Source organism: Arthrobacter sp. GmRoot5-12 (genome assembly GCF_059739365.1).
In genome coordinates this window covers 738277-761625 of record NZ_AP046056.1, presented here as the reverse complement: position 1 = coordinate 761625, position 23349 = coordinate 738277, and the positions used below count along the sequence as shown (strand labels likewise).

The window sequence follows — 23349 nt, the reverse complement described above, 5'->3', positions numbered from 1 at the left end:
CGGTTAGCGGAGTGCAGGTTGGTTGCGAAGATGGGGACCTTCGACTCCTTTCCTACATACCCACGCATACAACGTCCCGGTGGCCCAAAAGCGTTACAAGGGCAGATCGCTGGTGCATACAACAGCTCGAAGCTGCGGCGAATGAACAGAACCTGCTCGCGCTTACAGGCCTTGAAAGACAGTGGGACGACGGCAATAGCCTCTGCTCCAAAATGGATTGAGAGCCAATACAGACTAATGTTCAGATTCGATCTCAAAGATAGAAAGCGACCAACTATCTCAGGGGCTGGACCGGACGACTACAAGGAAGGGAGTTGATACTTATGGCACGTGAACTAGCTGAAGCGTTTCCTCCGGGTGAGACCCTCGCAGAGGCGCTTAAAGCTCGTCATTGGTCACAGAGTGACTTCGCACAAATTCTTGGGCGTCCGCCTCAGTTTGTTTCCGAAATCATTTCCGGCAAGAAGGAAATTACCCGAGAGTCAGCAGCGCAGATAGCAGCTGCTCTCGGTACTCCTCCTGAGTACTGGTTGAACCTCCAGAACGCGTTCATCCTGTGGAGCCAGGTACAGAATGAAGCGAAGCGGAAGGAACTCGAGGACGTTCGACTGCGTGCTCGAATGAATGAACTTGCCCCGGTGTCACTATTGCGTAAGCAGAACCTGATATCAGGTGACTCGTTGGCCGAGCAGGAAGCTGAACTGAAGGAGTTGTTCCAGATTAGGAGTCTTGAAGAGACTCCGAGGTTCCTGGCAGCCGCTCGGCGTTCTAACCGAGACGAGGCCCCGACACCTACACAAAAGGCTTGGTTGGCTTGCGCCCGGAAGAAGGCCCAGCATTTAGGAGTCGCTAAGTACGACCAAAGCAGATTGAGGCAGCTCGCAGGTGAACTATCTCGAATCGTTGTCAATCCTGAGCAGTTTCAAAGCCTGCCTGAGCGGTTCGCTGCCGTAGGAGTGCGTCTTGTCTATGTTGAGGTGCTCCCGGGCAGCAAGCTCAACGGCGCATCGTTCCTGCTTGACGAGGACTCGGATCAGCCGGTAGTCGCATTGTCAGGGCGAGCCAAGCGCTTAGACGGCGTCCTATTCACGTTGCTGCACGAAACGGCACATATCGTTCTCGGACATGTGTCGAAAGATCGACTTTTCATTGATGAGGGTGCCGGACAGGTCGACCAGCCTCAGGAGCAAGAAGCTGATCGGCAAGCAAATGAATGGCAATTACCGGACGGCCTCCCCACGCCGCCGAGCGTCATACGGAAAGGTTGGATTGAACGCGCTGCGAAGCAGGCCGGAGTGCATCCTGTTGTGATCCTGGGCCGCCTCCAGATGGACAAGTACTTGGACTGGAGAACGGTTCTTGCCAAGGATGCGCCGACTGTCGGTTCTTTTCTTGAAAGCTGGACCTAGATATACCCGGCTTGGGTGAGGCGGTTTTAGCGCGAAGAATAATGTCAGTCTCCGCAAGGTCCCGTAATTGATTTTCGAGTCGAGTGCGAGCCATGAGTGCCCGAGTATTATCGCAGGAGGACTGCCATGGGGACGCACCCCTAAATTTAGACTTATGGTGATGTTTGGTGCGCATGGAATCGCATTTGCGAAGCTAAGCATGGCCGTACGGTCACGAACGGCCAGCCTGCACGGGTCTTACCCGGCAGTGCCGAGGTCCTTGCCCTCTCATTGATAGAAATTCGCATCGAAGCTAACGCGCAGCGTCCGTTCTGCGCGGGGCCACCAACGCCTGTCTATCGCCTGGAGTCGTACCGCCGCCTCGCTCGGGCGCCATAGGGATCCGCGCCCCGGTGCCGTAACCCGTTTATCGGCCAGAGTAGGAAAAAATATGACCATTCGTGGGAGTTGGCGTCCCACCTGGCCTACTTTTCGAACCGTCCCGTCAATGTCACAGCTGCGGATGTGGGCCCCAACCCCCTGCCATCAGCTATCGGTGACGCTACCGCTAAGAACCCCCGGTTGGCCTTCCGCCGTCATCCAGCCGCACCCGCGGGAACGGAATGAACAACGTCGGCCCGGGTAGAGCTTGAGCGCGCGATCATATGTTTCTTGCGATCCATAATCAAGTTATAAGCAAATATCTCGTACAAGACATCGCTCTTGCGCTGAAGCTAATACGTGAGTACTGTGACTACGTGTCCGAAAGGCACAAAAAAGCGGGCCCGCTCGAACGGGCCCGCTTTGCAACTCGAGGTAAGAACCGCAAGTTCCCATGGTTAGTGGTATGTGCGATTCTAGCGGAGATGTCAGTTGCCACCAAGGCACTACTCCTACCTCGGTCAGTGATCCCAAAGGGAGGTCATAATGACTGATCCGATTACTCCTGAGGTTGACGCCTACTACCCAGGCATCAACACCATGGTCGAATGCATCGCCTCTGCGAATAGATGCGACCTCGAGGCGTTCGATGTCGTCAAACAGGACCATAACGCCCTCTCAAATTACCCGCGACGTCGTCCCGTCCCGTCGCGACTGTCGATAGGGAGACGGGCGCATCGGCCATCGTCCGGCAGTCTCCGGTAGCAATAAGCACCTCAATCCTTTTGCAGAGTCCAGCTGCGGTCACAAAGGGACATGCGGAGATCGTTCACCCGCGCTCAGCTAAGCAGACCTGACACTCACGCCCAGCCAACACGTGCCCAGGATCCAGGTGTGCCAGGAACTCCTGCCTGTAGATCAGGACACGCCTAATCACTGTTCCGTCATGTATGGACCTCAACCTGCAGCCTTCGACTTAGGGCACCGTCATTTTCCCGTTGGAATCAAAGGGATGACCACACCCTGATCGTCGAAGATTTGCCGGACCAGCCTGCCGCAAGTTGGTCGCAGGCAGTGACACCCCGGTGGCCTTGAAAGCTCAGAAAGCATGCTGCCTTCGACAAGCAGTTTCACATACGCCTCCCCTGCACGCTGAGGCAGGACGCTTGTGAGTACGCCCCGGAGAGCTGTTGCAGGTCTGCTGCCGTCATTAGCCTGTCCGCACCAAAGCCGGCCCAACAGGGGTGGAACGGGCCCGGGCCGACTTTGGAGGAGGCGGCCAGAACGTAATCGCTGTACTCGCGCCAGACCATCCCCGTCCATTCCGTCCGAACCGAAGTGGAGTGCTTGATGTTGATACCCCCGCCCCAGTTCAAGCCACTGGTGCGCTTTTGTCGGGGCTGCCACATACCCTGTCACCGAAGGAGGCATCGTGGCGGACATTTTATTTGAGCTCAACAGGGCAGAGGCGGCATTCGCCAGGCCGGCACTTGGGCTGCTCAACAGGAAGGAAGCTCCGCTAGTCGTTGCCATCTTCCGGGCGACTTTCTCGCGTGACGTCACTCAGGTGGCAGCCTTGGCGTTTCATGCCCACGTGCAGACTCTGTTCGAAGTTCTCGGCGGCAGTGGACACGAATCACCGGACCCCTCCGAGGCACGACAGATGTGCCGGTACTGGGTAAGACGCAAATGGCTGGTCCTGGACTCTCGGGAGGACGGCAATGAATTCTATGCTCTCACCTCACAGACGCAGGAGGCGATCGACTTTGTGCAGAACTTAGGCAGTGAGCGCGCCCTGCTGTCCGAGTCCCGCATCCGAACTATCCTTGAGGTCGCGCGAAGCAGTGCCATGGACGCAAACCCCGACCGGGACGCGCGGCTCCGAATTCTGAACGAGCAGATCATTCGGCTCACAGCCGAGAGGGACCGTATCGCCAAGGGTGGCGTGATCGAGACTGCCTCCGATGACCGAATGCTGGAGGCCTTCCGGAACCTCGCGGATCTATTGAATGATCTTCCCTCCGACTTCAAACGGGTTGAGGAGATCGTCTCCAAGCTGCACAGGGAGATCATCGGCGACTTCCGTACCGACGAGCGGCCCAAGGGCGAGGTCGTGGGTGACTACCTGCAGCGCTCGCGCGATGTACTCAACCACTCCATGGAGGGCCGTGCCTACCAAGGCGCGCTCGATCTGCTTGCCCGGGAGGAAATGCTTGCGGACCTGCGGCAGGACATCGACACCATCCTTGCGCACCCGTTCTCGCAAGTTCTGTCCCGTAACGACCGGGAGCGGGTCACCGCGCTCGCCGGGCTATTGATGCGCGGGGTGGAAACCATTCAGAACCAGCAGCGACATCTGTCCGCCACCCTCCGTGCCAATCTGGCGCAGAAAGATGCCTTGCGCAGCCGTGAACTTGACAAGCTGTTGAACCATCTCAAACAGAACCTAGCCGAACGTATTGAACGCTCCGGCGTGCGAACGCGCACCGAGCTGCCGCTGACGCCGGCGAAGCTCGAAGTTGCCACTTTGCGTGAGCGGCCCTACGATCCGGCAGACCACGCGCCGCCACCCCCGCTGGAGGACACTGGGCAAGATGCCATGGCTCTGTCCGTCGAGCAAGTCCGGCAGCAGGGTGGTCCAGCCTTCGCCCTGCTGCGCTCAGCCCTCCTGCGCGGGTTGGCTGAGGATCGGACTCTGACTGCCGCCGAGGTATTCAACCGCCTACCAGTTATCGATCGGCGGCCAGTAGAAGTGCTCGGCATCCTGCACGTCTCAGGCGCTGCACTCGCTCGGAGCGCGGCCGAAGACATGTTCGAAGCAGTACGCCCTGACGGCACCCGCGTGGTGTACCGAGCACCCCGCCTGACTTTTACCGATGAGGAGCGCGCTGCGCTCGCCGCAACTGAGGAGGACCAGTGACCGACCAAATGAACGATTACGACCCACCGGATGACATCAAGGACACCGTGGACTTGGAGGACGACTTAGCCGACATCGCCCCGGACCACGATGGACCGGACCCCGGGGGTGGGTTGTTCGAAGGGGACAAGGGAGAGCTGACGTTCGCCCAGCGCCGGACTTTGGTGATCCTGCTCAAGCGCAAGTACCTTGCTGCGGACAGGTATCCGCGCGACTGGCAGACCCTGCTTGAATCGCGTACAGCGATCGAGTCCCGCCTCAACGAACTGTTCCAGGTGCTCGTGTTGGACGAGGAACGGCAGTTCGCGTACAAGCGCAGCGCCATACCGGATGCAGGCGGCAGTTTTCCGACGCTGCTGCATGACCGACAGTACACGCTTGAGGAAACCGTCCTGCTGGTCGAATTGCGCGAGCTCTATGCTCGCGAGTGGTCGAGCGGTGCGGCCTCGGTGCACGTGGACCGCCAGGAACTGCTGAGCTGGCTGGAAACTTACCGGCGGCCCGACGCCACAAATTACGTCGACACGCGACAGCGTGAGGTTAACGCGGTCAAAGGGCTGATCGATGAAGGCATTCTCATCAAAACCGACGGTGACGCGGAACGGTTGCGGGTTGCCCCAGTGATCAACTCCGTGCTCACAGTTGAGAAGCTGCGCGAACTGCGGCAGTGGATTGTTAGCGACTTGGAAGGCGATACACAGATATGAGCGGCACTCCCATTCTCTCAGTTGAAATGTTCGAGGACATCCCACAGTGGCAGCTTTATCGGATGCAGCTGGTCAACTGGGGCACCTTCCATGGTTATCATTGCGCCGACTTCGCCTGGTCCACCCTCATCAGCGGACCCTCCGGGACTGGCAAATCCACTCTTCTTGACGCGTACACGGCCCTTATGATGGACTCCAACACCCCGTTCAACGGCGCCTCCAACGAGGGCAAGGGACGTGCACGCGGCAAGGACCAGCGCAGCGCCCTTTCTTATATCCGGGGCGCCGTAGACACCGTGCGGGATGAGGAAACCGGGGAGCTCGTCGACGACGTGCTCCGGGGCAGCGGTACCGCCACCTGGTCTGCGATTGCAGCTAGTTTCCGCAACGACGGCGACCGGGTTTTCACCGTTGTGCGCCTTTACCATGCCAAGGCTGGCGCTTCCACCGCCGCTGACCTGACCATGCGCATGCTTACCATGGACGGGGTCTTGAACCTGAAGGAAATGGAAGAATTCTCCGCCGACAAATTTCTGCCCCGGGCGCTGACGGGCCGGTACCCGAGCATGCGCAGCTATGACTCGTACGCTACGTTCTCGCAGGCCCTGCATACTAAGCTCGGCATCGGCCAGAACGGGGATGGTGCCAAAGCCATGAAATTGCTCTCCCGGATTCAGGGTGGACACCAATTCAAATCTGTCGACGTGCTCTATAAACAGCTCGTGCTGGAAAAGCCCGAAACGTATGAGAAAGCCGATGAGGTGATCAGCCACTTCGACGACTTGGCCAACACCCACGAAGCCATGCAGACTGCTGCCCAAAAGGTCGAGGTCCTCAAACCAATCCCGAGCTTTCACGAGGACATGACAGCTGCGCAGCAGGCCCGCGATGGGATCGACACCTTCCGTATCCACGTTGACGGGCCGACGCCATTCTTGCTATGGAAGCTGATCACGGAGCGGGATCTCCTCGACGCGGCCGTGGACGTCAATCGCGCCGACCACAAAATCGCCACTGACGCATTCCGCAGAGCAGCCGCTGAGGAGCAGGACCTGAAGAAGCGGCTGGACCGGAACCGGGAAAACCAGCGGGCCAACGGCGGCAAGGCGCTGGAAGAACTTGAAAGCCGCATCGATGCTCTCGCCATCGAACGGGCGCAGGCAAGCGACGAGCTACTTAGTTTCACAGAGCTCATCCGGCCTCTCAGTCGGCCTGCACCACAGGACAAGGAGGCCTTCGAGTCCCTGACCCGGGAAGCCCAGCAGTTTGTACGTTCCTATGAACAGCATGACGAGGACCTGGCCCAGCGTATAGACGTCATCAAACATCGGACATGGAGGGTCCAGGAAGACCGGGACGAAGTGAGACAGGAGCACGAGTCGCTAAAGGGGCGTAGCTCCAAGCTCCCCCGTCGATTTATAGAAGCCCGCGCCAAGATGGCAGCTTTGGCCGGAATGGATCCGACGGACCTGCCGTTTATTGCCGAGCTGATTGACATAGGGAAGGAGCACGAGCAGTGGCGGGATGCGGCCGAACTGGTCATGCGCAGCTTTGCCACCACCATGCTCGTGGACCGAGACTCAGCGGCCGGCTTCCGGCGCAGTATCGACTCGCTGCCGCTATCCGATCGCATCAATTTCGTCGCTGTCGCTACCGGCCTCTCCGGCGTGCAGATGCCTGACGGGACCCTGGCTGCCACGCTGGAGTTCGCCGACTCACCGTTCCGCGGTTGGATAGAGCAGCAAGTGGCAAAGCGATTCGATCACGAGCGCGTGGAAACCGCCCGCGACTTTATCGACGGCGGTATGCGGCAGGTGACGGTGACAGGTCAGGTTAAGGACGGGAATCGCGGAGCACACGGCGGACGGGCCGGAGAGTCCGTTCTCGGTTTCTCCAACGATATCTACCGCCAGCAGGTGGGAGAGCGCCTCGATGCTCTGGATAAGGAACTTGCTGCGCTTCTCAGGAACGGCAAGGGCCTCGAGGAGCAGAGCAAGAGCCTGCGCCGGCGTCACGAGGCGTACGGTTATGTGCGTTACATTTCCTGGCAGAGGATCGACGTCGCTAGCGTAGATAACCGAATTGCGGCGGCAAGAGCGGAAAAGGACCGGCTTCGCGGGGCCAGTTCGGTGCTGGCCGCCCTCGAAAAGGAATGGCATGACCTCGACGAGCAATACGGCGAAGCCAACCGCTGCCGAGTGAATGCGGAGACCAAGATCAATGACTTGGACAACGAGCACGGCCCTCTCGTGGATCGGCAGGACGTTGTAAGTAACGGCATCGAAGCAGCAGCGGCCAACACTGTCCTCAACGATGACCAGCGGACCAGCCTCGACGCCGCCCTTGTTGAATTCGGGATGCCCGGGGACCTGTCTCGCCTAAAGGATTCATTCGACATGGTGAGGCGTCACCTTTCTGCCAGGGCAGAAGAGGCCAGCGAAAAAGAATCAAAGGCTGCCGACGCGCTGCGCAGGACGTTCGAGCACTATCAGCGCCTGTGGGAGGACAGCGACCTGGGCAAGGACGTGGAGTCCTATCCGGACTACCGAAGAATCCTGGACGGGCTCGTTGCGGAGGGTCTGGCCGAGCGCCGTAAGGATTTCAAAAAGGAAATGGCCCAGTGGACGGGACGCGACCTCGTCCCCCTGGCCCACACTATGCGCCAAGCAGTGAATCACATCGAGGACCGCCTTGACGCTGTCAACGCAATACTCACCCATATCCCCTTTGGCCGGGAACGTGACCACCTGCGTATAACCCTGCGCCGCCTGCCAAGTCAGCAGGTGCGCACCTTCATCCAGCGCTTGCGGAAGATCGCCGAAGGTGCCACCGTCAGCTTCACCGACGAAGAGACCGACGCCCGCTTTCGGGAGATCGAATCCTTCATCACCCTCATCCGCACGCCTGACACCTTGCCAAAGGGAGCCACCAATACTCGCGAAACGTATTTGGACGTACACCGGCACATCACCATCACAGCCGAGCGAGTCGACGCAGATGGAAGCCAGTTAAGCGTCTATGACAGCCTCGGAGGGAAGAGTGGGGGCGAAACGCAGGAACTCGTCGCATTTATCGTCGGAGCCGCCCTGCGCTACCAACTCGGTGACGAGGAAAGCACCACACGGCCCCGCTTCGCACCGGTTTTGCTCGACGAGGGCTTCATCAAAGCCGACGCCGAATTCGCCGGAAGGGCGGTCGGTGCGTGGAAGAAACTTGGGTTTCAGCTCATCATCGGGGCTCCTTTGGACAAAGTCAGCGGTATCGAGAAGCATGTGGACCTGATCCTCGGAATTAATAAGCCGGACTGCTACTCGCGGATCAGCCCGATGCGAGAGATACCAGATTTCGCTTTGACTGCCGGGCTGGAGACAGTATGAAAGCCCCCGAACATGTCCTCAACGAACTGGACCGATGGATGGAAGGTCACTGGCAGCAGGCGGTGCTTGATCCAGTCACTAATTGGCCTCGGCGGATCTTCCTCGGCACCCTATCCGGCGCGGCCTTGGAGTCCGACTTCTCCGGCGCAATGAACTGGCTACACACCTGGCAGGACTGGGCGGTCGCACATGGAGTTGACCTGGTCAACGCCCGCCGTCGTGTCCACGGCACGTCTCAAAGGTTACCGACCCACCTGATTGTCCCGGACCTCGATGCAGCCGTGCACATACTCGGCGGCAGATGGACTGACCGAATTGTGACGGCTAGAGCGCGTCAATCCACGCTCCTCACCCGTTTCCCCCGTGCGGACGCCGCACCCCTGCTTCGAGAGCTCACCGAGCTCAGCGATGTTGACTTTGATCTCCTGCTTACAGCAGCAGACTGGTTCCGGAACCATGACGCCAAAGGCCTAACTCCGAGGCAGGTGCCCATCGAGGGCATTGACGGCAAATGGCTGAACACCAGACAGCACCTGGTCCTTGCCCTTAGCGGCAAGCAGGACTTCGGACTAGTCCGCAGACCGCGGACGGTTCACTTTACCTATCTCGACCCTCAGCACCTTCGCCGCGGCGGGCGGCGGTATGACAGCGCCACCGAAGGCGACATGACTGGTCTCTGTTACATGCCGCATCAGATCATCATCACTGAGAACAAGGACACCGCCCTTTTCTTTCCCCAGATGGAGCAAGGCATAGCCATTCAAGGTGGAGGAAATGCAGGCCCGGTACTTCTGAAGGAACTTCCGTGGGTAGAGAGCTGCCCAAATATTTACTACTGGGGCGATCTTGACGCGCAAGGTTTCGAGATCATTGAGCAGTACCGGCGGCAGGGGCTGAACGTTCGCACACTGCTGATGGACGTGGCCACGCTGGAAGAGTATGGGAGGTTTGGTGTTACCCAGGACCGAGACGGGAAGAGCCTGCTTCGGCGACGGAAGCCTCTGCCGAGGCTGACCGAAGCAGAGCGGGCCGCCTACGAGGTACTAACGAGTGCGGGGCGAAATGGGCCATACCGACTCGAACAGGAACGAATACCGCTGGATGTTGCCAAGGCGCTTCTAGTGAAGGCTCAACAGGATGCCTGTGTTTCTCTTCCCTGAGGTCAAACCTTAGTGGCTGGTTTTATGAAACTACGCCGGGCTGTAGAGCCCAGGCTGCGAGGTGGCATGGAAGTGGCGAATAGGTGCCTGATCTCCCTGGCCACCTTTAGAGGCTCACGTGTCGCTATGCTCCACCGCTCGTGCGTTCGACGTCTCACTCATTGACGTCAAGCCGGAACACCCACAGCAGCACCTCCTCGCCCGGCACGTACCAGTCCCGCTCCGGCGTGCGCCGGAAGCCGAGCGACTCATACAGCGCGTGGGCCCGTTCCATGAACGGGGCGCTGGTGATGCTGATCGCCCCGATGCCGGGCATGCTCCACAACCTCACGCACCATGGCCCGGCCCACGCCCACGCCCTGACACGCCGGGTCCACGGCCAGCATCCGGAACTCCAGCTCCCCGTCCCGCGCGATCTCGCTGTACGGCTGGCCCGCGAACGTCAGCGTCACTGCGGCCACCACCTTCCCGGCGGCCTCCGCCACCCACACCTGCGCGTGCTCGGCCCGGTGCTCGACGTCCTCCAGCACACTCATGTACGGGTGGTCGGCCGGGAAGTGCCCGGCCCGGACGTACGCGTCGCGGGTGATGCGGCGGACCTCCCGAAAGTCTGCCCGCACCGCCCGCCGGAAGGTAAGAGTCAACGGCAGCGTGACACTCACGAGGAAGCGCCTGACGCAGCGGCCGCCCGCTCCACGTAGTGGCCCAGCTGTGCCAAATCCGGCTGCGAGGACGGATCACCCACCGCATCGGCACCCACGGCGTTCGCCACGGCCAGAGCCCGTGAATAATCCAGCCCGCTCCGCAACGCCAGGACCAGGGCGGCGCAGAACGCGTCGCCGGCACCCACGGTGTTCGCCACTGCCACCGCAACCGACGGTGCCTCGGCCACCTTCCGGCCGTGCTCGAACATCGCCGAGCCGTCCTTGCCGTACGTCACCGCCACCAGCTTCGCCTCCACGAGGGCCGGGATCAGGGCGTACTCGCTCTCGTTGACGATCACCAGGTCGCACCGCTCCAGCAGCTCCGCCGGCAGGTCTTTGGCCGGCGCCGCGTTCAGCACAAAGAAACCGGGCGCCTTCCGGGCCGCTTCCAGCACCACATCCAGGCCCACCTCTAGCTGGCACAGCACCGTCTCATCGGGGCCGAACTCCACCCCGTCCAGCGACAGGTGCGAGTTGGCGCCCGGACACACGACGATCTGGTTCTCGCCGTCGCGGTCCACCACGATCAGCGCGGTGCCGGTCGGCTGGGGGAGGACGGCCACGTCGGAGGTATCAACGCCGGCAGCTGCCAGAGCGTCCAGCATCCGCTGCCCGGAGGCGTCCGGGCCCACGGCGCCGACCATCCTGGCGCTGCCGCCCAGGCGCGCAGCGGCCGCGGCCTGGTTGGCCCCCTTGCCGCCGGGCTGCTCGGACAGGAGCGCGCTGCCGATGGTTTCGCCCGCCGTCGGAAGCCGCTCGGCGGTGGCGATCAGGTCCAGGTTGATGCTGCCGACCACGGTGACGGCAGGACGTGTTGTGTGCATGGGAAAACTCTCTGAAGGGGGAGGGCCGGAAGCCGGGCTTTCGAAAAAGTGTAGCGCATGGTTGTACTTGTGAGTCATACATGGTTGTATAACAACTCGAATCGCCACGAAAGACGATCCCTTCTGCTCGAACAAAGGAGTTTGATGTGAACACCCCTACCCCCGCCGCAGCCGCGCCTCCCGCGGAAGGACGCGCCGCCGTCGTCATCCCCGACGACGACGCGGCCAGGCTCTCCGGCCGGCGCGCCGCGCTGCTGATCTCCACCCTGCTGCTGGGCGTGCTGTCCTTCCAGCTGAACGCCAGCATGGTCACCCCCGCGCTGCCGCAGATCGCCGCGAGCTTCGGCGAAAGCGCGGACAGCGCCGCCCCCGTCCAGTCCATGTTCTTCCTGGCCGGCGCCATCGCCGGGCCCGTGATCGGCCGGTGGAGCGACTTCATCGGCCGCCGCGCCGCGCTGCTGCTGGTCCTGGGCATCATGGGCGCCGGCACCATCCTCTGCATCGCCGCGCCCACCCTGCCGCTGCTGGTCACCGGCCGGTTCCTGCAGGGCGTCTCCAGCGCCGTGTTCGCGCTCGCCTACATCGTGCTCAGCGAGAACCTGCAGGCCAAGGTCTTCGGCACCTCCGTGGGCATCATCGCCGCCATCAACGGGGGAGTGGGCGGCGTGGACGGCTACGTGGGCGGGCTCATGGCCGAGACCCTCGGCTTCCGGTCCATCTTCGTCGTCGTGCTCGTCCTCACCGCCGTCGCCGCTCTGTGCATCTTCCGGCTGGTGCCCGCCGGCCGGCCTGTTGGGGTGCGCGGCGCCATGGACTGGTGGGGCGCCGGCTCCCTCTCGCTGTTCCTGGTGTTCCTGACGTACTTCGTGTCCGACGGTTCGGCCGCCGGCTGGACGTCGCCCACCGCCCTGGCCCTGCTGGCCGGCACCGTTTTGTCCTTTGCGGGATTCTGGTTCATCGAGAAGCGCCGCAGCCACCCGCTGATCGCCGTGCACCATTTGCGCTCGCGCCAGGTGTGGCCGGTCATCGCCACCACCGTCCTCACCCTGGCCGGCATCTTCGCGGTCATCAACTTCACCGTGGTGCTGCTGAGCCAGGATTCCGACGGCGGCTTCGGGCTTTCCGCCTCCATCTCGGCTTTGCTGTTCCTCACCCCCGCCGCGCTGATTGGCGTCTTCGCCGCGCCTTTGGCGGGGTGGCTGGCGGACCGGCGCGGCTGGGTGCGTACTTTGCGTTTGGGGACGTCGCTGAGCCTGGTGTGTGCCGTGGTTGCTGCCCTGTTTTCCTCCAGCCCCGTGGCGGTGTTTATTGCGATTGCCTGCCTGGGGATCTTCTACAACGGCTTCTTCCTGACCGCCATCAACGGACTCTCGGTGCTGCTCTCGCCCAAGGAGGCCCCGGCTGCGCTGCCCGGCATCAACGGGGCGTCGTTCGGGATCGGGGCGAGCCTCGGCGTCGTGCTCGTGGCGCCGTTCGCCGCCCAGGCCACGGCCGCCGGGTACGCCACCGCCCTCTGGATCTCGGTGGGCATCACCGCCGCCGCGTTCATCGTCAGCCTCTTCGTCGCCGCCCCCAAGGGCGAGACGGTCTAACCCCTCTATCTATTTCGAAGGAATCTATTGTGACTGCCCCCGTTTACCTGGACTGTGACACCGGCATCGACGACGCCCTCGCCTTGGCCTACCTGCTCGCCTCTCCGCTTGCTTCGGTGGTGGGCATCGGGACGGTGAGCGGGAACGTGAGTGCCGCGGTCGGCGCCCGAAATACTTTGGACCTACTTTCGTTGGCCGGGGCCGCTTCTGTGCCGGTGGCGGTTGGTGCGCACGATCCGCTGGCTGGCTCCTTTGGCGGCGGGTCGCCGTGGGTACACGGGGAGAACGGTGTGGGGGAGGTTGTGCTGGCTGCTTCTGCTGCTTCTGTCGTTGCCGAGTCCGCGGCGGAGATGCTGGTCCGGCTGGCACACACCTATCCCGGTACGTTGCGGGTGGTGGCGATCGGGCCGCTGACCAACATCGCCGAGGCGTTGCGCCTGGAGCCTGCGCTGCCGTCCCTGGTGGAGTCGGTGACCGTGATGGGCGGGGCCGCGCTGGCGCCGGGGAACATCACGCCCTTGGCCGAGGCGAACATCTGGCACGACCCCGAGGCCGCCGCCCTGGTGCTGGCCGCCGACTGGGACGTGACCCTGGTGCCGCTGGACGTCACCATGGCTTCGGTTCTGGAGGAATCCCACCGGCAACTGTTGTTGTCATCTACCGCGCCGGTGCCGCGGGCGCTGGGGGAGATGCTCGGTTACTATTTCCGGTTCTACGAGGACATCTACGGCCGGCCCTGCTCCGCCATGCACGATCCCCTGGCGGCGGCGCTCGCCGTCGGCGCTGTTAAGCCTGCGTCGGCACCTGCGGTGCGCGCCGCCGTCGACACCTCCTCCGGGCCCGGCCGCGGGCAGACCGTGTGCGACATGCGCGGGCTGTACGCCGGCTACCCTCCGGTGTCCGGCGCGCGGTGCCGCGTGGTGCTCTCGCTGGAGGAGGACTTCGCCCCGCACCTGGTGGAGACGGTGCTTGAATACTTTGAAGGCACGACGGCGGAGCTCGCCTCAGCAGGTTCCGCCGCCTGACGCGCCCCGTCGGGCATGACACCCCACACTTGGACGATTGAGATGCCTTATTTGGTTGTTGACGCCGAGTTCGCCCCTTCAGCAGAGTCGGCCGGCGGTAGCATGAGGTAGCGGTAGTCCATTCTCCTCTTGAGCACGGAAACTTTCGGCGACGGAAAACCGGCGTCCCGTAGTTCCTGCGCTTTCCATCCCGCGCCCTTGGCTCTTTTGAAAGACTCTATGTAGCGGCGTCTTGCTTGATACAACACGCGCTCGGCGTCGTGCATGGCATTGAAGGCTTCGAGGACGTTGGAAGCGAGCTCGAGTTGTTGCTCTGAATGGCGCTGGCTGGTCTGTCGGAGGAATGCCAGCGGGTCCTTGCTTGTCATGGCTCATCGTACCGATCGGCGCGAGGGACGGACCAGAGTCGAAAGCTGGGTCCTCGATCCAACCGAGGATCCCGGAACGGCGCGACGTATTCCTCCCGCCGTTTCGATATTGTCCAGGTTAGTTCTGCGATCCGATTACTGAATGTGCGATTAGCATGTCGAGTCGGCGAACGTCCACCTTCTTGCCGACCTTAATTTTGATATGACCTGCCCGGGTCCATAGTTCCAATTCGGCGTCGAGATCGAACTTGCCGGCGTTCTCGGAAGACCACATGTTGATAGCGGAGTACGGCAATGAGTACACCTCCACCTTCTTGCCCGTGATGCCTTGGGCATCGCGGACAATCATGCGCTTGGTGGTGAAGATGGCGCTGTCCCGGAACGTCCTGTAAGCCGCAACCGGCTGCTCACCGGGGAGCATCAGCTCCATTACATCCTGTGGGATAGGACATTCCTCGACGAACGTCCACGTTGTTACTGCTGCTGCCTCCATAAGGCGCCCCCTCTTCCTTGGTTCACGAACCCGCCCAGTCTCTCAAACTCCGTGTCGTCGACGTTCAGGCGCGCTGAGCTTGGGGTCAGGACTGGAACTGCTGCATCACCGAAAGGTGGCCCGCCCTGGCGGACACCAGGCATTTGGCGAGATAGAAGGGCCGGTTGCCTTTTTGCACGTACTGCGTGAGCACCAGCACCGGGTCCGACGGGCGCAGGTCCAGCAGCTTCGCCCTGCTGGGGCCCACCTGGCTGAGGCTGATCTGGCACTCGCCGGGGCCGGCCAATCTGCCCACTTGCTTGTTGAGCGCGGCAAGTAAGGTGGTGCCGCCGTCGTCCTCTATCTCAAGGGGCGCTGCGGGGCCCTTGCCGAAGCTGACCGGCTGGGCTGTGACGTTCTCCTGTAGGTGGGCAATCGCCTCGCCGTCACGGATCAGGACCGATTCCCAGAGCCAGCAGTCGGTGCCGGGCTCGACGCCGATGCCGGGGGCGACGAATTCGGAGGCCGCCTGCTTGATCACCTGTGTGCGTTTGACCTCCGCCGGCTGGCCCGGGCTGCCGAGGACGTCCTCGAACGGTTGGATGCGTTCAATGCCGATGCGGGGGAGTGTGTCCGAGACGAAGCGTCCGACGCCGCGCCGCGCCCTGATTAGGCCGTCCTCCTCGAGCAGCATCAGGGCTTCGCGGACCACGGTGCGGCTGACCTTCATATCCGTGCCGAGCTCGGTTTCGGTGGGAATCATGGAGCCGGGGGTGAGGAGGCCATTGCGGATGGCCTCGGCGATCCGCGAGTACACAGCGACGCGTAGGGGCGCGCCGGGCTGGGCGGCCACCGGCTGGGACAGGAACCGGGCGGCGTCCTGGTGCACGTTATGCCTCGCTTTTGTGGTGGTGGTCTGGGGATTTCCAGCCTACTTCAACGTCCGACGCGTTTGTTGGACAAGGCGAGCCGGTTCGATGACAACCACGGGGCTCCTGCCAAGTTGAATTACGGCGTTCTGGCAGGCTCAGCCACAGGACGCAGAGGACGCGCGGAACGCCGAATACCGGGGATCATCACGTCCCACCAGCTGTCCCAGTGCTTTCACACCCTCCGTGTCTGCAGCCCCCATGTCCGTGGACAGCCACCGCATCAGTAGCCCGGCATCCCCGCTGGCCCGCACCGCCGAACCGACGGCCAGGTCCAGCTGGTCCCGCAGCAGCTGCACGGCCATCACCCCGGACCGGCTGAGCAGGGGAGCGGTGTACGCCTCCAGCGCCTGAGCCACATGGCCTTCGCGCAGCAGCCGCAGTACCCGCCCCGAATCCGAACACCCGGCCAGCCCGGCAGCCAGCCGGTAGGGGTTGGACTCCACAGCATCACCCAGCAGCGACCGCACACGGAACATCTCGGTCCGGATGGCCTGCGGCGTGCCCGTATCTCCGTGCAGATCATAGGCCAGCTCGTCGGCGCTCCATCCCTGCGCCCGCGAGTCCAGCAGCGCCAGGATCTCGGCCCGGCGCAGCGTCAGCGGCACCCGGCTGCCGTCGGCAAACACCGCCGCGGGCCGGTCGCCGAGCAGCTCCAGCGACGAAACAGCAGCACCGGCCGGCCGCACACCCTGCCGCGACGCACTAACGGAAGACGACGCACCCAGGGAGCCGCCGCCGTCGGACGTTCCCAGCAGTGACTCCGCCACCCGCACCGCGCACCGCACCATCCGCAGCGTGTCCGCGCTGATGGTATCCAGCGGCCCGGAAACGTCCAGCACGCCCAGCAATGCGCCAGTCAAAGGGTCAGTGATGGGCGCCGCGGTGCAGGCCCAGTCGTGGTGGGTTCGGACCAGGTGTTCGGCGGAGAACAGCTGCACCGGCCCGCCGGTGACCAACGCCTCGCTGATGGCGTTGGTGCCTATCCCCGCCTCGGACCAGTCTGCCCCCTCGGAGAACTCCAGCCGGTCCGCCCGCCGCAGCGCCTCCCGGCTGCCCACCCTCCACAGGATCTCGCCGGTCGCGTCGGTGAGTACCAGCAGGTGCCGGCCGGAACTGGAATCGTCGGCCAGCAGGTCCTGCAGCGCCGGCATCACCCGCTGCAGCCGGTGCTCGCGCCGCAGCTGCAGCACCTCGGACGGATCATGGAGGTGCCGGGGGCTGTGCTGGTCCGGGCTGATGCCCAGCGCCATTGACCGCCGCCAGGACTCCGCCAGCGGAACGGGAATCTCAGGGCGCGGGACACCGGAGATGACCAGCTCGTGCGCGCGGCGCAGGGCACGCGCGTACTTCGCCGGGTCCGAAAACCTCAGGCCGTAGTCCACCGTCTCCTCCTCACCGCCGGCGTCCTTGCCGGCAGTGCCCGTGTAACGCGCTTGTTACCCCCACAGGGCTCCAATAGTGATGCAGCTCACGCCCGCCCCAGCATACCGCAGGGACCCCGGCGGGACGGAGCCGCCCGGACCACCTGAGGGACCGCACACAAAGGAGTGGAGATGACCGAAACACCCACCGCCGCAGCACAGGCCTGGCTGGCCAGCCTGGACGGCGCGCTGCAGCGGCGCGACGTGGACGCCGCGCTGGACCTGTTCGAGGACGAGAGCTACTGGCGCGACTTCGTGGCGTTCACCTGGAACCTTAAAACCCTGGAAGGCAAGGCGGACATCCGCCGCATGCTCGAGGCCACGCTGGACCACGTACAGCCGGCCAACTGGGCGCTCGCGGAGGACGCCACCGGCAGCGCCGCTCCTGATGGGACCGTGGAAGCCTGGATCACGTTCGAGACCGGCGTGGCCCGCGGCTACGGCCACCTCCGGCTGCGGAACGGCAAGTGCTGGACGCTGCTCACAACCATGCAGGAGCTGAAGGGCTTCGGGGAGAAGAAGGGCCCGCGCCGGGAGCAGGGCGTGGCGCACGAAATCGTCCGCGGCCGCCGGTCCTGGAAGGAGCTCAAGGAGGAGCAGGAGACGCGGCTCGGCTACGAGGAGCAGCCCTACTGCGTGATCATCGGCGGCGGGCAGGGCGGCATCGGCCTCGCAGCGCGGCTCAAGCGGTTGGGCGTGCCCACCCTCGTGATCGAGAAGAACCAGAACCCGGGCGACTCCTGGCGCAACCGCTACAAGTCCCTGCACCTGCACGACCCCGTCTGGTACGACCACCTGCCGTACCTGAAGTTCCCGGACGACTGGCCCGTCTTTGCCGCCAAGGACAAGATCGGCGACTGGCTGGAGCACTACACCCGCATCATGGAGCTGAACTACTGGTCCGGCACGGAGTGCGTGGGCGCGGAGTACGACGACGGCACGCAGGAATGGGCGGTCAGCGTCCTCCGCAACGGGTCACCAGTGACGTTGAGGCCCAAGCAGCTGGTCTTCGCCCTGGGCGTCTCCGGCTACCCGAACATCCCCGCGTTCGACGGCGCGCAGTCCTTCCTGGGGGAGCAGCGGCACTCCTCCCAGCACCCCGGCGGCGGGGATTGGACCGGCAAGAAGGCCGTGGTGATCGGCTCCAACAACTCCGCGCATGACATCTGCGCGGACCTGTGGGAGCACGGCGCCGACGTCACCATGGTGCAGCGCTCCTCCACGCACATCGCCCGCAGCGAATCCCTGATGGACCTGGCGCTGGGGGACCTGTACTCGGAGAAGGCGCTGGCCAACGGCGTCACCACCGAGAAGGCCGACCTGCTCTTCGCGTCCCTTCCGTACCGGATCCTGCCCGAGGCACAGGTGCCGGTGTACCAGGAGATGGCCAAGCGGGACGCGGAGTTCTACTCCCAGCTGGAGGCCGCCGGCTTTGAGCTGGACTTCGGCGTGGACGGGTCCGGCCTGTTCCTGAAGTACCTGCGGCGCGGCTCCGGCTACTACATCGACGTCGGCGCCTCCCAGCTGATCATCGATGGCCGGGTGAAGCTGAAGTCCGGGCAGGTTTCCAAGATCACCGGCAACGCCGTGGTGATGGCGGACGGGACCGAGCTGGAGGCGGACCTGATTGTCTACGCCACCGGCTACGGTTCCATGAACGGGTGGCTGGCGGACCTGGTCTCGCCCGAAATCGCGGACCGCGTTGGCAAGTGCTGGGGATACGGCTCAGACACGCCAAAAGACCCTGGCCCGTGGGAGGGGGAGCTGCGCAATATGTGGAAACCAACCAACGTCCCCAACCTCTGGATCCACGGCGGCAACCTGCACCAGAGCCGGCACTACTCCTCCTACCTGGCCCTGCAGCTCAAGGCCCGGATGGAAGGCCTGGAGACGCCGGTGTACGAACTGCAGCCCAGCCACCACACCCGCTAAAGGAAGAACCCATCATGAAGGCAGCACGATTCCACGCCCGCAAGGACATCCGCATCGAGGACATCCCGGAGCCGGACCTCCGCGCCGGGGCGGTGGCCATCGACGTCGCGTGGTGCGGCATCTGCGGCACGGACCTGCACGAATACCTGGAAGGGCCCATCTTTTGCCCGGCGCCGGGCCATCCGCACCCGCTCTCCCACGAGGAATCTCCGGTGACCCTGGGGCACGAATTCTCCGGGACTGTCTCCGAGGTGGGCGAAGGGGTGACGGGCCTGGCGAAGGGGGACAACGTCGTCGTCGAACCCTATTTCGTGGACGGAACCTGCGACATGTGCCAGGCCGGCAGCTACCACCTGTGCCGGCAGATGGGCTTCATCGGGCTCTCAGGCGGCGGGGGAGGGCTGAGCGAGAAGATCGTGGTGGACCAGCGGTGGGTGCACCCCATTGGGGACATACCCCTGGACGAGGCGGCGCTGATCGAGCCGCTGTCCGTGGCGCACCACGCGGTGGCGCGTAGCGGCGTGAAGGCGGGCGACACGGCGCTGGTCGGCGGCTCCGGGCCCATCGGACTGCTCACCGCGGCGGTTCTCAAAGGTATGGGGGTGACCACGATCATCAGCGAGCTCACCCAGGCGCGCAAGGAAAAGGCCACCTCCAGTGGCGTGGCGGACCACGTCCTGGACCCCAGCAAGGAGGAGGTCCCGGCGCGGGTGCGGGAGCTCACCGGCGGGACGGGGGCCGACGTCGCGTTTGAATGCGCCGGCGTGAACGCGGTGCTGGACACCATGCTCGACGCCGTCCGGCCCGGCGCCGTGGTGGTCAACGTGTCCATCTGGGGCGCGCCCGCCACCGTGGACATGCAGAAGATTGTGCTCAAGGAGATCGACCTGCGCGGCACCATCGCCTACGTCCGCGACCACCCCGCCGTCATCAAGATGGTGCAGGAGGGCAAGGTGGACCTCAAGCCGTTCATCACCGGCCGGATCGCGCTGGAGGACCTGGTGGAGCAGGGCTTCGACACCCTCATCAACCACAAGGACACCGCGGTGAAGGTGCTGGTGCACCCGTAGGTGTTGGCGGCTAGACGCGTGGCATGGAAGGAAGGCCGACGGCGGGACGCAAGTGCCGCCGTCGGGCTTCCCTTTGCGAGCTTTCTACTTGTGGGGAGCTGCCTGGCGGGCGCTGTTGCGCACCACCAGGGTGGGCGGGATGGGCGTGCGGTCCACGTCCCGCCCCTCCATGGCACCGATGAGCACCTCGGTGCTCATCAGCGCCAGCGCGTTGAAGTCCTGCCGCACCGTGGTCAGGGGAGGCAGGAAATAGTCAGACCCCTCAACGTCGTCGAATCCCACGATGCTGACATCGTCCGGAACCCGGATGCCGTTTTCGGTGAAAGCGCGGATCAGCCCCAGCGCAGTGTGGTCACTGGCGGCGAAAATGGCCTGCGGAACCTTCCCCTCGCGTACCAACCGGAGGCCCGTTTCATAAGCCCACTTGGGGCTCCAGTCACCTTCGATGCAAAGCCCCGGCTCCAGCCCCGCATCCCGCAGTGCCGCTTCCCAGCCACGCTTGCGGACCCGTCCATCGAACCAGTCCATGGAACCGGCAATATGGGCGATGTCCGTATGGCCCAGGTCTATGAGGTGCTGGGTGGCAAGCCTCGCTCCGAGTTCCTGGTTTTCCGAGTAGGTGAAGACATTGGGAGTCGAGGAGGCTCCGGCGGCGATCATCTCCACCGGTACACGGCATGTGGCGTTCCAGACGGCTGCCGCCATATCCACAACCGGCGCGATGACGATGATCCCTCCCACGCCGCTGTCGTCCAGGCTGTCGAGGGCGTCCTGGACAGACTCTTCGTAGGGCTTCTCAACGCTGATGACCGTTGTGGCGAAGCCCTTCTTCCGCGCAACGTTTTCAAGCGCCAGGAGCGTTCCCACCGGGCCGAACCGCGGCGAGCCGTCGGAGAGTATGCCGATGGACGTCGAGCGGTTGGTAACCAGTGCAGTGGCCGCCCGGTTCCGCCGGTAGCCGATGTCCTTGATGATCTGGAGAACGCGTTCGCGGGTTGAGGCGCTGACGTCCGGCGCGTCGTTCAGGACCCGCGAGACAGTGCCAAAGGAGACGCCCGCCATCTGCGCCACATCGTTGATGGTGGGTTTCCTGCGCGACGGCGCTGCCGGAGGCCCGTCATTGCCCTCCCGGCGGACTGCCATGCCTGCCATGCCTCTCCTTGTCCTGCGCTGTGCGACCTGAGCCTGGGACAGCTGTGAGCCCGCTTAAGCTTACGTCCCTGCCCCTGCACCAGCCTGCCATGTGACCGTTGACACGCGCTCCGTTAGCGTTTACGCTGATTACCGTAAACGTTCACGGAAGCTTCGTAAACGTTCACGAGGCAAACTTGGACTAGAGAGTGAGCGGCATGAGCGACACAATCGCGGCCGCTCTTTCACTCAATCCAGGGACCAGCTTCCGGAACGTCGATGAAGCCCAGTGGGCTCATTTTGAGGTACTGCTTACAGGCGCAGCACGTGATGATCTCGCAGCAGCTGTCCGCACTTTTGTCCCCGCCGGTTCCTCGGCTGTTATCGGCGTATTCGATGACAACACCCTTTGGGCAAGCCTGGTTGTCTCCCTCGACCAATCCGGCACGCCTGTGTCACTGACGACCATCCAGGGGTCAGTGGTCCAGGCCGCCGGCGGCATGGCAAAGGTGGCAGGGGAGGCGGTGCGGTGGGTGCAAACCCACCACGGGCCGTGTTCATTGGGCCTTTTCGTAGACAAGGTCCACGCGGAAGCCTTCGTGAAGGCTGCCGACAAGGCGGCCGCTGTCCGCACAGCCGCAGCCGCAGGCTGCCTTGTCCTGTCGCCGGTTCCCCCTGCCCTCGCCATAGCGCTGGCCTGATTCAAACAACCACACCACCCATTCCATACAAGCACTGGAGAACAATGATGATCCGCAGGCTTCCCCTGGTGGCCTTGGCCGCAGCTCTGTCCCTTTCCGTCGCATCCTGCAGCAGTTCAGCAGCGGGCACCTCCAATGCCCCTGATGCCGGCGTTTCCGAGAAGGCCCAGCAGGCCCTAGACAAGATCAAGGGACAGGTCATGAGCAAGGGTCCCAACGGCGAAACTCCGTCCCCGGCCTCCGTTGCGGACCTGACGCCCGAAGAGATTGGAAAAATCAAGGCACTCAATGCCAAAGCCGCCATCGTGATGCACTACGGCGGCAACGACTGGGCCAACGCCCAGACCAACGGCCTCAAGAGCGAGTTCGAAAAGCTCGGCATCCAGGTGATTGCGACAACGGACGCCAACTTCAAGCCGGACAAGCAGGTCTCGGACATCGAGACCGTCATGACACAGAACCCGAACATCATTGTGTCCATCCCCACCGACCCCGTGGCCACCTCCTCGGCCTACAAGAAGGCCGCTGCCGCCGGAACCAAGCTCGTCTTCATGGACAACATCCCCCAGGGACTGACCGCCGGCAAGGACTACGTTTCGGTCGTTTCCGCCGACAACTACGGAAACGGCGTCGTCTCCGCACACCAGATGGCCAAGGCCATCGGCGGCAAGGGCAAAATCGGGCTTGTTTTCCACCAGGCTGACTTCTTTGTGACCAAGCAGCGTTACCAGGGCTTCAAGGAAACGATCACCAAGGAATACCCCGGGATCCAGATCGTCGAAGAGAAGGGGATCGCCGGTCCGGACTTCGCCGGTGATGCGCAGGCAGCCGCAAACGCCATGCTGAGCAAGTACGCCGACCTCTCCGGCATCTGGGCGGTATGGGATGTCCCGGCCGAAGGTGTCATGGCTGCCGCCCGCGCCGCGGGCCGGCCGGACTTGAAGATCGCCACCGAGGACCTCGGCAAGAACGTCGCCATCGCCCTGGCCAAAGACCAGCTCGTCGTCGGGCTCGGCGCCCAGGTTCCCTTCGACCAGGGTGTCACTGAGGCCCGGCTGGCCGCAGGAGCCCTCATCGGCAAGCAGGCACCGGCCTACGTGGCGCTGAGCGCACTGCCCGTGGACCACTCCAACGTCCTGGAGGCCTGGAAGCAGGTCTACCACGAGGACGCCCCCAAGGACATCCAAGAGTCCTACAAGAAGTAGCCAGAGCCGACCGTGCGGGGGCTGCAATGCCCCCGCATG

Annotated in this window: 17 protein-coding genes and 1 pseudogene; 11 read left to right on the top strand and 7 right to left on the bottom strand. The window is 63.4% G+C overall.

The window, feature by feature from the left end; genetic code table 11:
* The first annotated feature begins 323 nt into the window (after window positions 1-323).
* The 5 genes from AC6JAM_RS03440 (at window position 324) to AC6JAM_RS03420 (ending at window position 9933) form a co-directional block, all read left to right on the top strand.
* Window positions 324-1409 (top strand): HigA family addiction module antitoxin, encoded by a 1086-nt coding sequence (locus AC6JAM_RS03440; protein ID WP_497934057.1) that lies wholly within the window; start codon window positions 324-326, stop codon window positions 1407-1409.
* A 1792-nt stretch (window positions 1410-3201) separates the two neighbouring features.
* Window positions 3202-4689 (top strand): DUF3375 family protein, encoded by a 1488-nt coding sequence (locus tag AC6JAM_RS03435; RefSeq protein ID WP_497934056.1) that lies wholly within the window; start codon window positions 3202-3204, stop codon window positions 4687-4689.
* Window positions 4686-5396: a DUF4194 domain-containing protein gene (locus AC6JAM_RS03430; RefSeq protein WP_497934055.1), complete on the top strand. Its 711-nt coding sequence runs from the start codon at window positions 4686-4688 to the stop codon at window positions 5394-5396. Before AC6JAM_RS03435 ends, AC6JAM_RS03430 begins: the two co-directional genes overlap by 4 nt.
* Window positions 5393-8773 (top strand): ATP-binding protein, encoded by a 3381-nt coding sequence (locus tag AC6JAM_RS03425; protein ID WP_497934054.1) that lies wholly within the window; start codon window positions 5393-5395, stop codon window positions 8771-8773. The genes AC6JAM_RS03430 and AC6JAM_RS03425 overlap by 4 nt, the downstream gene beginning before the upstream one ends.
* On the top strand, window positions 8770-9933 hold the full coding sequence (locus AC6JAM_RS03420; RefSeq protein ID WP_497934053.1) for a Wadjet anti-phage system protein JetD domain-containing protein: 1164 nt from the start codon (window positions 8770-8772) through the stop codon (window positions 9931-9933). Before AC6JAM_RS03425 ends, AC6JAM_RS03420 begins: the two co-directional genes overlap by 4 nt.
* Before the next feature lie 154 nt (window positions 9934-10087).
* Here the strand turns inward: AC6JAM_RS03420 and AC6JAM_RS03415 are convergent.
* Window positions 10088-10595 (bottom strand): annotated as a pseudogene (locus tag AC6JAM_RS03415) (GNAT family N-acetyltransferase).
* Window positions 10592-11461: a ribokinase gene (locus AC6JAM_RS03410; protein ID WP_497934052.1), complete on the bottom strand. Its 870-nt coding sequence runs from the start codon at window positions 11459-11461 to the stop codon at window positions 10592-10594. Before AC6JAM_RS03410 ends, AC6JAM_RS03415 begins: the two are co-directional and overlap by 4 nt.
* Window positions 11462-11607: 146 nt before the next feature.
* On the opposite strand from AC6JAM_RS03410, the gene AC6JAM_RS03405 reads away from it, so the two are divergent.
* Window positions 11608-13053: an MFS transporter gene (locus AC6JAM_RS03405; protein ID WP_497934051.1), complete on the top strand. Its 1446-nt coding sequence runs from the start codon at window positions 11608-11610 to the stop codon at window positions 13051-13053.
* 29 nt (window positions 13054-13082) lie between these two features.
* Window positions 13083-14078 carry a nucleoside hydrolase gene (locus tag AC6JAM_RS03400; RefSeq protein ID WP_497934049.1) on the top strand — a complete coding sequence of 332 codons (996 nt, stop codon included), beginning with the start codon at window positions 13083-13085 and terminating at the stop codon, window positions 14076-14078.
* 47 nt (window positions 14079-14125) lie between these two features.
* On the opposite strand, the gene AC6JAM_RS03395 is transcribed toward AC6JAM_RS03400, so the two are convergent.
* The 4 genes from AC6JAM_RS03395 to AC6JAM_RS03380 all read right to left on the bottom strand — a co-directional run bounded on the left by AC6JAM_RS03395 (window position 14126) and on the right by AC6JAM_RS03380 (window position 17232).
* The gene (locus AC6JAM_RS03395; protein ID WP_109863559.1) at window positions 14126-14446 is read right to left on the bottom strand and encodes a hypothetical protein; all 321 of its coding nucleotides are present in this window, start codon (window positions 14444-14446) and stop codon (window positions 14126-14128) included.
* 118 nt (window positions 14447-14564) lie between these two features.
* Window positions 14565-14939, bottom strand: coding sequence for a PH domain-containing protein (locus AC6JAM_RS03390; protein WP_109863558.1), 375 nt, complete (start codon window positions 14937-14939; stop codon window positions 14565-14567).
* A gap of 85 nt (window positions 14940-15024) precedes the next feature.
* Window positions 15025-15807, bottom strand: coding sequence for a GntR family transcriptional regulator (locus AC6JAM_RS03385; RefSeq protein ID WP_109863557.1), 783 nt, complete (start codon window positions 15805-15807; stop codon window positions 15025-15027).
* Window positions 15808-15945: 138 nt separating this feature from the next.
* A complete protein-coding gene (locus AC6JAM_RS03380; RefSeq protein WP_497934048.1) occupies window positions 15946-17232 on the bottom strand; it encodes a GAF domain-containing protein in 1287 nt (428 codons plus the stop codon).
* Between the two features lie 171 nt (window positions 17233-17403).
* On the opposite strand from AC6JAM_RS03380, the gene AC6JAM_RS03375 reads away from it, so the two are divergent.
* Both AC6JAM_RS03375 and AC6JAM_RS03370 read left to right on the top strand, forming a co-directional pair.
* Window positions 17404-19203 carry an NAD(P)-binding domain-containing protein gene (locus AC6JAM_RS03375; protein WP_497934047.1) on the top strand — a complete coding sequence of 600 codons (1800 nt, stop codon included), beginning with the start codon at window positions 17404-17406 and terminating at the stop codon, window positions 19201-19203.
* 14 nt (window positions 19204-19217) lie between these two features.
* Window positions 19218-20273 (top strand): 2,3-butanediol dehydrogenase, encoded by a 1056-nt coding sequence (locus AC6JAM_RS03370; protein WP_497934045.1) that lies wholly within the window; start codon window positions 19218-19220, stop codon window positions 20271-20273.
* 84 nt (window positions 20274-20357) lie between these two features.
* Here the strand turns inward: AC6JAM_RS03370 and AC6JAM_RS03365 are convergent, their stop codons facing one another.
* Window positions 20358-21425, bottom strand: coding sequence for a LacI family DNA-binding transcriptional regulator (locus AC6JAM_RS03365; RefSeq protein ID WP_018770474.1), 1068 nt, complete (start codon window positions 21423-21425; stop codon window positions 20358-20360).
* Window positions 21426-21622: 197 nt separating this feature from the next.
* On the opposite strand from AC6JAM_RS03365, the gene AC6JAM_RS03360 reads away from it, so the two are divergent.
* Together AC6JAM_RS03360 and AC6JAM_RS03355 are read left to right on the top strand one after the other, a co-directional pair.
* Window positions 21623-22105: a hypothetical protein gene (locus AC6JAM_RS03360; RefSeq protein WP_497934044.1), complete on the top strand. Its 483-nt coding sequence runs from the start codon at window positions 21623-21625 to the stop codon at window positions 22103-22105.
* 44 nt (window positions 22106-22149) lie between these two features.
* Entirely contained in the window at window positions 22150-23310 is a 1161-nt protein-coding gene (locus AC6JAM_RS03355; protein ID WP_018770472.1) for a substrate-binding domain-containing protein, read from the top strand.
* Window positions 23311-23349: the final 39 nt, after the last annotated feature.

What these genes read in the sequence shown, in the direction of transcription:
- AC6JAM_RS03440 (WP_497934057.1), top strand. Translation starts at nt 324, where the DNA reads ATGGCACGTGAACTAGCTGAAGCGTTTCCTCCGGGTGAGACCCTCGCA.
- AC6JAM_RS03425 (WP_497934054.1), top strand. Translation starts at nt 5,393, where the DNA reads ATGAGCGGCACTCCCATTCTCTCAGTTGAAATGTTCGAGGACATCCCA.
- AC6JAM_RS03420 (WP_497934053.1), top strand. Translation starts at nt 8,770, where the DNA reads ATGAAAGCCCCCGAACATGTCCTCAACGAACTGGACCGATGGATGGAA.
- AC6JAM_RS03410 (WP_497934052.1), bottom strand. Translation starts at nt 11,461, where the DNA reads ATGCACACAACACGTCCTGCCGTCACCGTGGTCGGCAGCATCAACCTG.
- AC6JAM_RS03395 (WP_109863559.1), bottom strand. Translation starts at nt 14,446, where the DNA reads ATGACAAGCAAGGACCCGCTGGCATTCCTCCGACAGACCAGCCAGCGC.
- AC6JAM_RS03390 (WP_109863558.1), bottom strand. Translation starts at nt 14,939, where the DNA reads ATGGAGGCAGCAGCAGTAACAACGTGGACGTTCGTCGAGGAATGTCCT.
- AC6JAM_RS03375 (WP_497934047.1), top strand. Translation starts at nt 17,404, where the DNA reads ATGACCGAAACACCCACCGCCGCAGCACAGGCCTGGCTGGCCAGCCTG.
- AC6JAM_RS03370 (WP_497934045.1), top strand. Translation starts at nt 19,218, where the DNA reads ATGAAGGCAGCACGATTCCACGCCCGCAAGGACATCCGCATCGAGGAC.
- AC6JAM_RS03365 (WP_018770474.1), bottom strand. Translation starts at nt 21,425, where the DNA reads ATGGCAGGCATGGCAGTCCGCCGGGAGGGCAATGACGGGCCTCCGGCA.
- AC6JAM_RS03360 (WP_497934044.1), top strand. Translation starts at nt 21,623, where the DNA reads ATGAGCGACACAATCGCGGCCGCTCTTTCACTCAATCCAGGGACCAGC.
- AC6JAM_RS03355 (WP_018770472.1), top strand. Translation starts at nt 22,150, where the DNA reads ATGATGATCCGCAGGCTTCCCCTGGTGGCCTTGGCCGCAGCTCTGTCC.